Genomic DNA, 11,354 nt, shown 5'->3' with positions numbered 1-11,354 from the left:
GTTGAATGAAAGTTCTTTGGCAGCACTGCCACATCGCGACCATGGCGCAGGGCAAGTATTCGATCATTGAGGACGCCGCCCTGGTGACCGCCGATGGGCTGATCCAATGGGTCGGCCCCCGTAGCGAGGTGCCGGTGGCCGAGTATGCCCACGCGCATGACTTGCACAACGCGTGGGTCACGCCGGGCTTGATTGACTGCCATACCCACAGCGTGTTCGGCGGCAATCGCAGCGGCGAGTTCGAACAGCGCTTAATGGGCGTGAGCTATGCCGAGATTGCGGCCAATGGCGGCGGGATCGCCAGTACCGTGCTCGCCACCCGCGCGGCAAGCGAGGATGAACTGTTCGCCAGCGCATACAAACGCCTGCGAAATCTCATGCGCGATGGCGTCACCACGGTCGAGATCAAATCTGGCTATGGTCTGGACCTGCACAATGAGCGCAAATTGTTGCGGGTGATCCGCCGCTTGGGCCAAGCGCTACCGCTCAGCGTACATGCCACCTGCCTGGCGGCCCACGCCCTACCCCCCGAATACAAAGATCGCGCCGATGCCTACATCGACTATATCTGTGCCGAGATGCTTCCAGCCCTGGCCGCCGAGGGGCTGGTAGACGCGGTGGACGCGTTCTGTGAGTACTTGGCGTTTTCCCCGGACCAGGTCGAGCGCGTGTTCATCGTGGCCCAGCAATTGGGGCTGCCGGTAAAGTTGCATGCCGAGCAATTGTCGTCGCTGCGCGGCTCCAGCTTGGCGGCGCGCTATCATGCGCTGTCGGCTGACCACCTGGAATTCATGACTGAGGAAGATGCTATCGCTATGGCCGCTGCCGGCACCGTCGCTGTGCTGCTGCCTGGAGCCTTCTACTGCCTGCGAGAAACCCAGTTACCGCCAATGGACGCCCTGCGCAAGCACGGGGTCAAGATCGCCATTGCCAGCGACCTTAACCCAGGCACCTCGCCAGCGTTGTCGATACGCCTCATGCTAAACATGGCCTGTACGCTGTTCCGGATGACCCCGGAAGAGGCCCTGGCGGGCGCCACCCACAACGCAGCAGCGGCATTGGGCATAGGTGCCAGCCACGGCTCGTTGGAGCCAGGCAAGGTCGCCGACTTTGTCGCCTGGCAGATCGATCGCCCGGCCGACTTAGCCTATTGGCTGGGCGGCGAGTTGGAGAAACGCGTCGTACGTCACGGCGTTGAGGTTACCTTCTGAGGGTAGTGCTGTGGACAACGTTCTGAACTTCAAACCGGGCCGCGTGCCTCTGCTGATCAGCATGCCCCACGCCGGCGTGCGCCTGACACCCGCGGTAGAGGCTGGCTTGATCGCCGAGGCACGCAGCCTGCCCGATACCGATTGGCATATACCGACCCTCTATGACTTTGCCGAAGAACTGGGCATAAGCGTTTTAGCGGCGCAGTACTCGCGGTTCGTCATCGACCTGAACCGGCCTGCTGACGACGCGCCGCTTTACTCAGGGGCAACCACCGGCCTGTACCCCGCTACCTTGTTTGACGGCGTGCCGTTGTTCCAGGAAGGCTTGGCGCCAAGCCAGGCCGAGCGCGCCAGTTACTTGCAAAAGATCTGGGGCCCCTATCACCGCACCTTGCAAGAAAAACTGGCGCGGCTCAAGGCCGAGTTCGGCTACGCGCTGCTGTTCGATGCGCATTCGATCCGCTCGGTCATCCCCCACTTGTTCGAAGGTAAGCTAGCGGACTTCAACCTCGGCACGTTCAATGGCGCCAGCTGCGCCCCAGCCTTGGCCACTGAGTTGCAAGCCATTTGCGCGGCCCATCCGCAGTACACCCATGTGCTCAATGGGCGCTTCAAGGGTGGCTACATCACCCGGCACTATGGCAACCCGGCCCAGGATATCCATGCCGTACAGTTGGAGTTGTGCCAAAGCACCTACATGGAGGAGTTCGAGCCATTCCGCTATCGCGCGGACCTCGCCGAGCCCACCCGGGTGGTGTTGAAGCAACTGCTGACGGAGTTACTGGCCTGGGGTGAGAAACACGCTCGAGGCTGAATCAGTGTTGCTCATGCTGCCTGCGCAACAACCCGCCACGGCAGACTTCAAGTATTTCATCGGCCAAGGCCGAATCATCCGCACACGCCCGGGACAACATCAGCGCCCCCACCGCCTGCGCCAGTAGCTCGATCATCTGCTCCCGCGCATTTGGCGCAGGCGTTTGCAGCCCGGCTTGGGCGTTTTTTTCCAGCGCGGCGAGGGTGTTTTCAACGCCGCTGGCGAAGGTGGTCTTGAGCGCCTCCGGCTGGCGCGCAGCGTCGCCGCACAATGCCGCCAGAGTGCAGCCTGTAGCTCTGGCGTCGCGGTGACGCTTGGACACATAGACGTTGATGAAATCGGCTACCTCGAGCTCGGCGGCGCTAGCGCTGGACTTCGACAGGCTATGTTGTGCGGCTTCGGCCATTAGGTCGGCTTTGGACGCAAAATGCTTGTAGAAACCGCCCTGGGTGAAACCCGCCGTGGCCATCAGCTCCGCCACCCCCACGCCGTCGTAGCCGCGCTCGCGAAAGAGTGCCGAGGCCGTCTCTACGATATGGGCGCGATTGGCCAATGACTGAGTCTTGGTGATTTTCATAAAGGCCCCTTGGCCTGCCTGATCGATGGGCTGACTATACTCTGATGTCGATCATAATCAAAACCGTTGACAGTTTTGATTACGATCGACATCATTGGCGCGCATTCCTTAGCCTTTTCCTACTTTCCCTACAGAGCATCCAGCCATGAGCCATTCCTCTACCGTCCTGATTACCGGCGCTTCTACTGGCATCGGTGCCACTTATGCTGCGCGCTTTGCCCAACGTGGGCACAACCTGGTGCTGGTGGCCCGGGATAAGCAGCGGCTGGATGCCCTCGCCGCGCAGCTGAGCGAACAATACAAGGTCAGCGTCGATGTGCTGCGGGCCGACCTGACCCAGCCCGACGATTTGGCGGCGGTAGAGCGCCGCCTGCGCGATGACGCCAGCATCCAGATCCTCGTCAACAACGCCGGCGCTGCGCAGTCGGGCAGCTTTATCGAGCAGTCCACCGACAGCGTGGCGCAACTGGTCACACTCAACACCACCGCCCTTGTCAGGCTCGCCAGCGCCGTCGCCCCACGCCTGGCCCAGGCCGGGGACGGCGCAATTATCAACATAGGTTCTGTGGTTGGCCTGGCGCCTGAATTGGGCATGACGGTGTATGGCGCCACCAAGGCCTTCGTGCTGTTTTTATCCCAGGGCCTGAGCCTGGAACTGGCGCCCAAAGGCGTGTACGTCCAAGCCGTGCTGCCAGCGGCCACGCGCACCGAAATCTGGGAGCGTTCGGGCATCGACATCAATACCCTGGCCGAGGTGATGGAAGTCGGTGATCTGGTTGACGCGGCGCTGCTCGGTTTCGATCGTCGCGAGGCGGTGACCATCCCCGCACTGCACGTGGCCGAGCGCTGGGATGGGTTGCAGGCGGCACGTCAAGGCTTGCTGGCGGATATCCGCCAGGCCGACGTCGCCGAGCGTTATCAGGTGAAAGCGTAAACCGGCCCTTGGCAACGATAAAAGTTGAACACCGATGAAGGCATTTACGATCGAGCGATACGGTAAGCGCAATGGCCGCCTCAGCGAAATGCCCCCGCCTGAAGTGGGCAACTATGACGTATTGGTTCAGGTACACGCCGCGAGCGTTAACCTGCTCGACGCGAAGATTCGAGCAGGTGAGTTCAAAATGATCTTGCCGTATGCGTTGCCGTTGACATTGGGCAATGACTTGGCGGGCGTGGTCGTTCGCGTGGGGGCTGCCGTACGGCGTTTCAAGCCGGGCGATGAGGTCTACGCGCGTGCCCCACAGACGCATATCGGCACTTTCGCCGAGCAGATTGCCGTGCACGAGGACGCGCTCGCGCTGAAGCCTAGAAACCTCAGCATGGAGGCCGCCGCCGCCCTGCCCCTGGTCGCGCTAACGGCCTGGCAGGTGCTGGTTGAAACCGCCCAACTGAGACCGGGGCAGAAGGTCTTTATTCAGGCCGGTTCCGGAGGCGTCGGCAGTATTGCCATACAACTCGCCAAGCACCTGGGCGCTTTCGTCGCCACCACCACCAGCACGGGCAATGTGGGGTGGGTCAAGGCATTGGGGGCCGATGTGGTGATCGACTACACCCAACAGGACTTTGCACAGGTTCTGCGCGACTACGATATTGTCTTGAACAGCCTGAAATCAGATGCACTGGAAAAATCGCTGGGTATTCTCAAACCCGGCGGCCAGCTTATCTCCATCTCAGGGCCGCCAACGCCTCAATTCGCGCAAGCGCAAAACCTATCCTGGGTGTTGCGCTGGATCATGGCGACATTGAGCGGCGGCATCCGCCGCAAAGCTAAGAAGAAAAATATCCGCTATTCGTTTGTCTTTATGCGCCACAGCGGTGCTCAACTCGGCGAAATAACCGCCTTGGTCGAGTCTGGGAAGATCACACCAGTGATTGACCGGACCTTCCCCTTCGAGTCCACAGCCGAGGCATTGAGCTATGTCGAACGTGGGAGAACCCAGGGCAAGGTGATTGTTAAGGTCTTGTAGCCTGGCTGCAGAACCTATGTCTTCAGCTTAAAGATCGGCGGCGAGCCCCCTCCTACGATCAGCGACCTATCTGATATGCAAATGTGTCAATGATTGTAGGACGGGGTGGCCGAGCGTTATCGGTCTGCAGGGGCAAAAGATCGGGGGCAAGCCCCCATCCTACAACGGTAGGGGTACGAACATTTGTAGGAGGGGCCTTGGCCCCGAGAGGCCGCCACGCGGCCGGTTTCAGGTATGGCGCCGGGCGTCCTAACATGAAAATCATAAGCCCTTCCCGCAGTAAACCTTGGCTGAACACCGGTGGGTATGCAATCGTTGCCGGCAGCCAATGGCTGACAGATGGGGGCCACCCCAATAAGCCACGCTTGTCTCGAGGACATCACCATGATTGAAGCCCAACGCCCGCCGCTGCCGCCTTTTACCCTGGACAGCGCCATACAGAAAGTCCGCGCCGCCGAGGATGGCTGGAACTCCCGGGACGCGGCTAAAGTCGCCTTGGCGTATACCGAGGACACCTATTGGCGCAACCGTAGTGAGTTCATCAACGGTCGCGCCGAGGCTCAAGCCTTTCTCCAGCGAAAGTGGCACAAGGAGTTGGACTACCGGCTGATCAAAGAACTATGGGCCTTTACCGACCACCGCATCGCCGTGCGTTACGCCTATGAATGGCACGACGACTCGGGCAACTGGTTCCGCTCGTACGGTAACGAGAACTGGGAATTCGCCCCCAACGGGCTAATGCAGCGGCGCTTTGCTTGCATCAATGATTTGCCCATCGCCGAGTCCGAGCGCAAGTACCACTGGCCACTGGGGCGTCGCCCGGATGACCACCCCGGTTTGAGTGAACTGGGGCTGTAGCTGCCGGGCCGGGTCATGGGGTGGGCGGGTCAGCTTGGTTATGGCTGCTACGCACGGCACCGGGCGATACGCCCAGCGAACGCTTGAACGCGCGGCTAAAGGCGGCCAACGAGCCATAACCCAGTTGGCCGGCAACGCTGTCCAGCCCTTGCTGCCCGCGTTTCAGGCTGAGCAACGCCAGGCGCATTCTTAGCTCCGTAAGGTAGCGCAACGGCGTGACTCCGGTGGCCTGAAGAAAACGCTGGGCGAACACCGAGCGCGATTGCCCCGCCTCACGGGCCAGCGTCGCCACGGTCCACGGCCGGCCCGGGTGCTTGTGCATCATAACCAGAGCGCTACTCAGTCGCGGGTCCTGTAACGCGCCCAACCAGCCGGTAGCGCCACCGCAGCCGTTGGCTTACCCAAGCCCGCACGATGAGCGCTGCCACCACTTCGGCCAAGCGGGCCAGAATGCTCATGTGCCCCGCCTGTAGCGCCAGCGCTTCGCGCTCCATGGCGTTGAGCATGGGGCGGATTTCGGGTGAAGTGTCCAGCAGCGTGCTCACCTGCAGCACCGCCGGCATCTCCCGGACCAACGGCTGCATGCCGCCCAGCTCCAAAGCCATGCAACAACTAAACACCACCGCCCCCTGATGCGAGCGTGGCTCAGACGCGCTGATCAACTCCGCGTGCGTGCCCAATTCAAGCGGCTGCACATCGGCCAAACGGGCGTCTGCAGCGGGCAATAGCCCATGGGGGCCGCCATGGGGGATCAGCACGGCATCCCCGCTGTCGAGCCGATACCGCTCTGCACCTGGGCCCTGCAGCCAGACCGGGCCTCGGCCGATGAAATGAAACTGAGCCCGCCCCACCTCGTTACTGAAACCCACCCCTTGCGCCGGGCACATTTCGATTCGGCGGAACTGCACACCGAAAAGACGCATGCCAAGCAGCAGTTCGCTCATCAGTTCATTGGAAGGCGTTTGCATAACAGACACGCATATCAGGACTAATAATCAATAAGTGAAGACCCTAGATCATAGACCGTCCTGCGGCGGCTACCTAGACTCGTTTCACCCCCATTGAACTGGATAGCGTGTATGAATTTTGCCCTTTTTATCCGGCACCTCAGCCGACTCTGGCTGATAGCCCTGTTAGCCGGCCTCGCACCAATGGCGACAGCAGCCGAAAAGCACTACAAGGTTATGGCAGCGGACGGTGTCGAACTCGCGGTCCAGGAGGCAGGCAACCCTGACGGTGCGACGATCATCTTCATTCACGGCTTGCTGGGCAGCCGCCTGAATTGGCAACAGCAAACCACTAGCCCCCAACTGCAAGGCTACCGGATGATCACCTATGACCTGCGCGGTCATGGCCGCTCGGGTAAGCCCGAAAATAGCGAAGCCTATACCGACGGCCGCCACTACGCCGATGACTTGGCGGCCATTATCAAGGCCACGGGTAGCCGTAATCCGGTACTGGTGGGCTGGTCGTTGGGCGGTGTGGTTATTTCCAACTACCTGGCGGGCTACGGTGACGCCGCTATTGGCGGTGCCCTGTATGTCGACGGGGTCATTGAACTCAATTCGGCGCTGATTACCGCCCACCCTGAAGTCTATGCAGGTCTGGCGTCGGACGACCTGAAGACCCACCTGGACGCCGTGCGTACGTTTCTCGCACTGTGCTTCCACAAGCAGCCCGATACATCGACATTCGAGCGGCTGCTGGCCAACGCGGCCATGGCCTCGTGGACGATGACCCGCGCCACGCCGTCGATGAGCGTAGCCGCCGCTGCAGGTCTGCCCAAGGCACGGGTTCCGGTCTTGATGCTGTATGGCGCGAAAGACCAACTGGTCCAGGTGCAAACAAGCCTCGCCCGCGCCAAACAGCTTAACGCCGACGTGCAAAGCAAAGTCTATGAAAATTCAGGGCATGCACCGTTTCTGGAGGAAGCTGCGCGTTTCAATCAGGACTTGGTAACGTTCATGCAGTCCGCAGCTCACGCGCGCGCAGTGCGTCGATGATCAGCGCGGCGCATCCGCCTTGGACAGCGCGTGCCACATATGCACCTTAGCGACAAACCCCTGCCCCACCGCGACCGCCAAAGGCTCTACCCCGAATGTTTTGAAGCCCAAGCGAGCATAGAGCCCTTGCGCGCCGCTGTTGCCTTCGGTGACGGTCAGCTGTACCAGCAAGAGTTGGGGCTGCGCCTGGGCGTAGGCCAGAACGGCACGCACCAGTTGCTCGCCGATGCCTCGCCCGCGGTGCGCGAGCGGGACGTACATGCCGAATAGAGTGGATTTGTGGCGGGCCTTGCTTCTGCGTTGCACAGAAAGCCCGGCTACCCCCAATAATTTCTCGCCTTCGACGGCGGCGAAGACCACTTCATCCGGGTCTGGCCCGCTATCGAGCCGTCGCTCCCACCAACCCATGGGCAATGTTTCGCGCTCGCTGACAGTGGAGGTAAACGCGTCTGCATGCAGCCGATAAGCCTCGAGCATAAGCGCCCGATAGGCGCTAGCGTGGTGCCGGGTCAGCCGTTGAATGATCGGGCTCATTGAAATCGCTGCCTAGAGGCTTGCATGGATTAAAGGTCATCCCAATAGGGCGGATTGCCAATGGCTTCGATCAGGTAATCGGTGACAGCCTTTACTTTTTTCGAGCGCAGGCGGTTTTCCGGGGTGATCAGGTGGATCTGGCTGGGATTGTTTTCAACCGCGCCAATCCACTCTGGCAGCAGCTTGATCAAGCGGCCACGACGAAAATTGTCCTGGCTGAACAACCAAGTCGGGAAAAACACAATACCCAGCCCCGCCAGCGCGGCTTCTACCAACGCTTCGGCGTTGTTGCTGCGCAGCGGGCCATCGACGCTGATGACCTCAGGAGCATCCGCTTCGTGCCGGCGAAAATACCACTTCTGCGCACCGCTCAAGCTTTTGTAGACCAGGCAACTGTGTTGCCCAAGGTCAGCCGGGCATTGGGGGACGCCTCGCTGCTCAAGGTATTGAGCGCTGGCGCACAGCACATAGCGCTGATTGCCGATGGTGCGGCCGATAAGCCCGGAATCTTCCAGGTGGCCGACCCTCAAGGTGATGTCAGCCCCCTCCTGCACCGGGTCGACGAACAGATCGGTCAGGGTCAGTTCGACCACCAACTCGGGGTGGCGCTCATGCAGGCCTTTGACCAGCCGGGCGATGTGCCCGCGGCCCAGGGCCACCGGCGCATTGATGCGCACCAGGCCACGGACATCGCTGCCCTTGCTGGCGGCATCCTCGTGGGCGGCGTCGAGCAACTCCAACACTTCACGAATCTGCACATAGTAGCGCTCCCCCGCCTCCGTCAGCTTGACCGCCCGCGTGTTGCGGTAAAGCAGCTGCTGACCGAGCTCTTCTTCCAGGGCCGCGATAAAGCGCGACACCGAAGATGCCGGGAATTGAAAGTGGCGGGCCGTGGCCGCGAAGCTGCCGGTCTGCGCGACCATGGCAAAGAATCGTTGGGCTTTGAGGTGCATAGGCGATCCAGGGCAACGGAACGAAGGGTCGAGTTGCGATTCTAGCAATTATGTATTCGCCCTTGGGCGGATTGTTCTGATTTTGGCACCCGCCTAGGATAGCGTCAGGCCGAGTTCACAGCCGCACCCAGCTATGACGCTCGGCACACGATCCATAGCCAGGGAAAAACGATGAATCAGCCCACACCCCGCAGCACACTGCCAGACGACTTACAGCGCCATCATGGCTTCGCTCGGGTCTTTGCCCCTGGCAAGTTGACCTTCGGCTTTATCGCACCCCTCGAAGGCTACCCCGACTCACCCGGGCCCACCATGGTAGAGCACGAACGCATGGCACGCCGGGTCGACCAAGCAGGGTTTTCTTCGATCTGGCTGCGCGACGTGCCCTTCTATGACCCGGGGTTCGGCGACGTAGGCCAGCAATTCGACCCCATGGTGTATGCCGCGTTTCTGGCAGCGGTCACGCGCACTATCGCCATTGGCACGGCGGGCATCGTGTTGCCCTTGCGGGACCCGTTGATCGTCGCCAAGCAAGTCGCCAGCGTCGACCAACTGCTGGGCGGGCGTTTCGTCCTAGGGCTGGCGTCGGGGGACCGACCCGCTGAATATCCGGCGTTCGGCAGCGACTTCGAGAACCGCGCCGCACGTTTTCGCGAAGCGTTTGCGATCGTCCAGCGCACCCTGGGCAGCCCATGGCCGCGCTTCGCCAGCCAGTATTACGGGACGATGGACGGCCACCTCGACCTGGTGCCTAAACCGGCCGCCGTGCGCGTGCCCCAAGTGGTAGTAGGCTTTGCCGGACAGAGCCTGGAATGGATCGCCACTCAGGCCGACGGGATCATTTCATACATGGCCGACCCCGCCAGGACCGCCGACATGGTCAAGCAATGGCAGGCGCTCGGCAACCCTGAGGTGTTCCGCCCCTACGGTTACGGCACCTTCTTCGACCTGTGCCAAGACCCAGACGCTCCATTACAGCCGGGCCGGGTCCTGCGCGCCGGGCGTAATGCGCTAATTGAGCTGTGGGCCCGACAACAGGAGCAAGGCGTCGCCCACGTGGCGCTCAACCTCAAGCCCCTGAGCCGTCCGGCCGAAGCCGTCATAGACGAAATGGCCGAATATATCCTGCCGCACTTCCCGTCCCACACGCCGTTGACCTGAGCCCAAAAAAAAGCCGCCCCCTCGGTTGGAGGGGGCGGCTTCAGTGTAGCGCGGCGGTCGATCAGCCTTTGTAGGGCGAATAATCGATATAACCCTCTGCTCCACCACCGTAGAAGGTGGCGCGATCAGCTTCGTTCAGCGGCCACTGGTGCTGGAGGCGCGCCACCAGGTCGGGGTTGCTGATGTAAGCCGTGCCGAAGGCCGCCAGGTCGATCACCCCGTCGCCTATCAGTTGTTCGGCCCGTTCGCGGGTCATACCGCCTGCCAGGATCACAGCAGTGTTGGGCAGCTTCGATTTGAAGCTCGACAGCAGATTGATAAACGCCTGATTAGAGCCGCCATCGCTGTCCTCTTTGCCCGGGGCCGGGAAGTTGGACTGGTCCATGACATGCACGTACGCCAGTTTACGCGCACCGATTTCACTGACCAGCTCGCTGTAGGTCTCGTCGATCTGCTCGTAAACAGGCATATCGAACAGCTCCCCATAGGGTGAAATGCGAATGCCAACGCGGCCCGCGCCGATACGCGCGACCACCGCGTCGATCACCTCGAGGGTAAAACGAATACGGTTGCGCAGCTCGCCAGCGGAGTACTGGTCTGTGCGGTCATTGACCAACGGGTTGAGGAACTGCTCATGCAGGTAACCGTTGGCGCCGTGGATCTCGACGCCGTCAAAACCGGCGACTATGGCGTTTTCCGCGGCCTGGGCAAACTCGCCGACGATCCGCCCAACCTCTTCGGTGGTCAGCGGGCGCGGCGCAGGCGGCTCCACTAAGGCCGGTGAGCCCTCGGCGTCATAGCCGAAAGCCGAGGCGCCCTCAGGCTTCTTGCTGCTGGCGCTCACCGGCAGCTTGCCGTCTTCCTGAATGGAAGGATGCGACACTCGGCCGACGTGCCAGATTTGCGCGAACATCTTGCCGCCCGCAGCGTGCACCGAATCAGTGGTCAGGCGCCAGCCGGCGATCTGTTCGGCGCTGAAGATACCTGGGTTGAACAGGTAGCCCTGCCCCTCGCGGGAAATCGGCGTACCTTCGCTGACGATCAAACCGGCGGTCGCACGCTGCGTATAGTAGAGGGCCACCCGTTCGGTGGCCGCGTCGTTGGGCGAGCGCGAACGGGTCAGAGGCGCCATGACAACGCGGTTGCGCAAGGTGATATCACCCAGGTTGAACGGTTCGAAAAGTTCGGTCATAAAATTTTCCAAATTAGTTGGGGTGACCAGCACCATGGTTGCCAGCAGCACAAAATGCTGACCGGCGGCGCCAGGGTCACCTAG

At 61.3% G+C, this 11,354-nt stretch carries 11 protein-coding genes and 1 pseudogene; 7 read left to right on the top strand and 5 right to left on the bottom strand.

The features are described 5' to 3' along the window. The first annotated feature begins 5 nt into the window (after positions 1–5). Both hutI and hutG read left to right on the top strand, forming a co-directional pair. Entirely contained in the window at positions 6–1,211 is a 1,206-nt protein-coding gene (hutI, locus tag QCL65_RS12335; RefSeq protein ID WP_407316555.1) for an imidazolonepropionase, read from the top strand. A 10-nt stretch (positions 1,212–1,221) separates the two neighbouring features. Continuing rightward, a complete protein-coding gene (hutG, locus tag QCL65_RS12330; protein ID WP_407316553.1) occupies positions 1,222–2,025 on the top strand; it encodes an N-formylglutamate deformylase in 804 nt (267 codons plus the stop codon). A gap of 1 nt (position 2,026) precedes the next feature. On the opposite strand, the gene QCL65_RS12325 is transcribed toward hutG, so the two are convergent. Next, a complete protein-coding gene (locus tag QCL65_RS12325; protein WP_407316551.1) occupies positions 2,027–2,602 on the bottom strand; it encodes a TetR/AcrR family transcriptional regulator in 576 nt (191 codons plus the stop codon). A gap of 145 nt (positions 2,603–2,747) precedes the next feature. Between QCL65_RS12325 and QCL65_RS12320 the strand changes: the two genes are divergently transcribed. The 3 genes from QCL65_RS12320 to QCL65_RS12310 all read left to right on the top strand — a co-directional run bounded on the left by QCL65_RS12320 (position 2,748) and on the right by QCL65_RS12310 (position 5,427). Beyond that, positions 2,748–3,536: an SDR family NAD(P)-dependent oxidoreductase gene (locus QCL65_RS12320; protein WP_407316549.1), complete on the top strand. Its 789-nt coding sequence runs from the start codon at positions 2,748–2,750 to the stop codon at positions 3,534–3,536. Positions 3,537–3,570: 34 nt separating this feature from the next. After that, positions 3,571–4,569 carry an NADP-dependent oxidoreductase gene (locus tag QCL65_RS12315; protein ID WP_407316547.1) on the top strand — a complete coding sequence of 333 codons (999 nt, stop codon included), beginning with the start codon at positions 3,571–3,573 and terminating at the stop codon, positions 4,567–4,569. Between the two features lie 384 nt (positions 4,570–4,953). Continuing rightward, positions 4,954–5,427 carry a DUF1348 family protein gene (locus QCL65_RS12310; protein ID WP_407316545.1) on the top strand — a complete coding sequence of 158 codons (474 nt, stop codon included), beginning with the start codon at positions 4,954–4,956 and terminating at the stop codon, positions 5,425–5,427. A gap of 13 nt (positions 5,428–5,440) precedes the next feature. Here QCL65_RS12310 and QCL65_RS12305 read toward each other — a convergent pair. Continuing rightward, positions 5,441–6,395, bottom strand: a pseudogene (locus tag QCL65_RS12305) (cupin domain-containing protein). Between the two features lie 111 nt (positions 6,396–6,506). Here QCL65_RS12305 and QCL65_RS12300 point away from each other — a divergent pair. Further along, a complete protein-coding gene (locus tag QCL65_RS12300) occupies positions 6,507–7,430 on the top strand; it encodes an alpha/beta fold hydrolase (RefSeq protein ID WP_407316543.1) in 924 nt (307 codons plus the stop codon). Here QCL65_RS12300 and QCL65_RS12295 read toward each other — a convergent pair whose 3' ends face one another. Both QCL65_RS12295 and QCL65_RS12290 read right to left on the bottom strand, forming a co-directional pair. After that, on the bottom strand, positions 7,431–7,964 hold the full coding sequence (locus QCL65_RS12295; RefSeq protein ID WP_407316541.1) for a GNAT family N-acetyltransferase: 534 nt from the start codon (positions 7,962–7,964) through the stop codon (positions 7,431–7,433). 29 nt (positions 7,965–7,993) lie between these two features. Continuing rightward, the gene (locus QCL65_RS12290) at positions 7,994–8,917 is read right to left on the bottom strand and encodes a LysR substrate-binding domain-containing protein (RefSeq protein ID WP_407316539.1); all 924 of its coding nucleotides are present in this window, start codon (positions 8,915–8,917) and stop codon (positions 7,994–7,996) included. A gap of 171 nt (positions 8,918–9,088) precedes the next feature. On the opposite strand from QCL65_RS12290, the gene QCL65_RS12285 reads away from it, so the two are divergent. Further along, positions 9,089–10,078 (top strand): LLM class oxidoreductase, encoded by a 990-nt coding sequence (locus QCL65_RS12285; protein WP_407316537.1) that lies wholly within the window; start codon positions 9,089–9,091, stop codon positions 10,076–10,078. A gap of 61 nt (positions 10,079–10,139) precedes the next feature. Here QCL65_RS12285 and QCL65_RS12280 read toward each other — a convergent pair whose 3' ends face one another. Then, positions 10,140–11,270: an alkene reductase gene (locus QCL65_RS12280; RefSeq protein ID WP_407316535.1), complete on the bottom strand. Its 1,131-nt coding sequence runs from the start codon at positions 11,268–11,270 to the stop codon at positions 10,140–10,142. Between the last annotated feature and the right edge of the window lie 84 nt (positions 11,271–11,354).

This window comes from Pseudomonas sp. nanlin1 (genome assembly GCF_045571515.1).
Taxonomy (GTDB): domain Bacteria; phylum Pseudomonadota; class Gammaproteobacteria; order Pseudomonadales; family Pseudomonadaceae; genus Aquipseudomonas.
Note: the sequence above shows the minus strand (reverse complement) of the source record. Positions and strands in the feature narration are given on the sequence as shown.

What these genes read in the sequence shown, in the direction of transcription:
- hutI (WP_407316555.1), top strand. Translation starts at nt 6, where the DNA reads ATGAAAGTTCTTTGGCAGCACTGCCACATCGCGACCATGGCGCAGGGC.
- QCL65_RS12325 (WP_407316551.1), bottom strand. Translation starts at nt 2,602, where the DNA reads ATGAAAATCACCAAGACTCAGTCATTGGCCAATCGCGCCCATATCGTA.
- QCL65_RS12320 (WP_407316549.1), top strand. Translation starts at nt 2,748, where the DNA reads ATGAGCCATTCCTCTACCGTCCTGATTACCGGCGCTTCTACTGGCATC.
- QCL65_RS12315 (WP_407316547.1), top strand. Translation starts at nt 3,571, where the DNA reads ATGAAGGCATTTACGATCGAGCGATACGGTAAGCGCAATGGCCGCCTC.
- QCL65_RS12310 (WP_407316545.1), top strand. Translation starts at nt 4,954, where the DNA reads ATGATTGAAGCCCAACGCCCGCCGCTGCCGCCTTTTACCCTGGACAGC.
- QCL65_RS12300 (WP_407316543.1), top strand. Translation starts at nt 6,507, where the DNA reads ATGAATTTTGCCCTTTTTATCCGGCACCTCAGCCGACTCTGGCTGATA.
- QCL65_RS12295 (WP_407316541.1), bottom strand. Translation starts at nt 7,964, where the DNA reads ATGAGCCCGATCATTCAACGGCTGACCCGGCACCACGCTAGCGCCTAT.
- QCL65_RS12290 (WP_407316539.1), bottom strand. Translation starts at nt 8,917, where the DNA reads ATGCACCTCAAAGCCCAACGATTCTTTGCCATGGTCGCGCAGACCGGC.
- QCL65_RS12285 (WP_407316537.1), top strand. Translation starts at nt 9,089, where the DNA reads ATGAATCAGCCCACACCCCGCAGCACACTGCCAGACGACTTACAGCGC.
- QCL65_RS12280 (WP_407316535.1), bottom strand. Translation starts at nt 11,270, where the DNA reads ATGACCGAACTTTTCGAACCGTTCAACCTGGGTGATATCACCTTGCGC.